Source organism: Phormidium sp. CCY1219 (genome assembly GCF_055795085.1).
Map to the genome: position 1 here is coordinate 1 of NZ_JAYFEQ010000962.1, position 1,275 is coordinate 1,275.

The window sequence follows — 1,275 nt, forward strand, 5'->3', positions numbered from 1 at the left end:
GTTTAGGCTGGTCAGGTGGTTAGAAGTACAAGCCCCTGGCTTTAGACATGGGGTTGGTTTCTACGGAGTCCCTGACTCGCCAGCCTTTATCCTCGATTTTCCCCCACAACAAGACCCCCGCAGGGCATCTGAGCGCCAGTAGGGATCCTCGCTGATGATTTCAAACCCTGAACTGATATTCAGTTCAACTTTCGCTTTCTTGTGCGTTAACCACATCGATTCGTTCGAGTTGCCAGAGGATTTGGTTCCCTTCCCGCCGCACCCGCGAAACGATCCAATTGCGCCAAGGCCAATGATCGCCGCGACTGGTCACGGCGCTGGCATTAACATCCATCAGATCGGCGAGTTCGGAACTGGTGATTAGATAGCCTTTAGCGGCAATCCGATCTGCGATTTCCAGGGTCTCCATTAGGTACTGGAGTTGGGTGACCCTCACCTCACGGGGCAAGTTGTCGAGTGATTCTGTATTGGAATGGGCAGTTGTCTCCATAAAAGCCAAATCCGAGGTCAGAAGGTCATTCATAAGTTGGGAACATTGTAGCGTTTTGGTTGCCAGTTCAGAGACCTCCGGGGGAGGGCAGTTGCACCCCCATCGGAAACTCCCGGCTCCCAACGCCTGGGACTAGAGCGATCGCCCGTCTCCCAATGCTCTCCTTATTCGTTCCATCGTTCTCTATAAAGATTGCCTTTGTCAACTGGGATCTTCTGCTTTTTTCTGCAAATTGAGTCTAGATCTAGACCAGAGCGCTATTTTTCAGTGGCTTTTTTATTTTTCCGGGAAGCCCTTACGCCTCCTCCCCTGCATCCCCGCGCAAGGGTTCCCCGGTTCTGAGGCGCGATCGCTTGCCTGCCTTTCCGGTGGGGTGTTCGATAAGCTTAGCTGATTTTTTGATAAGTTTTTTAAATTCATTCACCCCCCTTCCCCAAGGGTGTCCCGGTGCGAGGTCGATCGCTTTCTCGGGGTCGGGTTGGGGCAGGTTGGGCCGCGATCGCCTTTCTCGTACTCGCGATCGAGACTCCCCCCAATTCTCAATAGATGGGCTTACTCTGCCTCTCAGTGTTGAGCAGCATCGGTTGGATTTTTAAACCATTTTGGTCTCAATCCCTGACATTTCCAGGATTTGCCTGCAACTGTTTGCACCGCAATAACTATTGCGCTCATCGGGATAGTTTTTCCATCCCTGGAGTTGGACTAGGCATAAAAAACTATTGCGCTTATCGGGATAGTTTTTCCATCCCTGGGGTTGGACTAGGGATAAAAAACTATTGCGCTTA

At 51.5% G+C, this 1,275-nt stretch carries 3 protein-coding genes; all 3 read right to left on the reverse strand.

Going from position 1 to position 1,275, the window contains the following annotated elements:
* Nucleotides 1-184: 184 nt before the first annotated feature.
* Entirely contained in the window at nt 185-490 is a 306-nt protein-coding gene (locus tag AC0QH1_RS31045) for a hypothetical protein (protein ID WP_324635310.1), read from the reverse strand.
* Between the two features lie 295 nt (nt 491-785).
* Complete coding sequence (locus AC0QH1_RS31050) at nt 786-914, reverse strand: hypothetical protein (protein ID WP_324635308.1); 129 nt, start codon at nt 912-914, stop codon at nt 786-788.
* A gap of 168 nt (nt 915-1,082) precedes the next feature.
* Nucleotides 1,083-1,275 (reverse strand): hypothetical protein (locus AC0QH1_RS31055; protein ID WP_324635309.1); only part of this gene is annotated, 193 nt, incomplete at its 5' end.

Bases quoted from the DNA above. Each gene is read 5' to 3' on its own strand.
- AC0QH1_RS31045 (WP_324635310.1), bottom strand. From the start codon at position 490: ATGGAGACAACTGCCCATTCCAATACAGAATCACTCGACAACTTGCCC.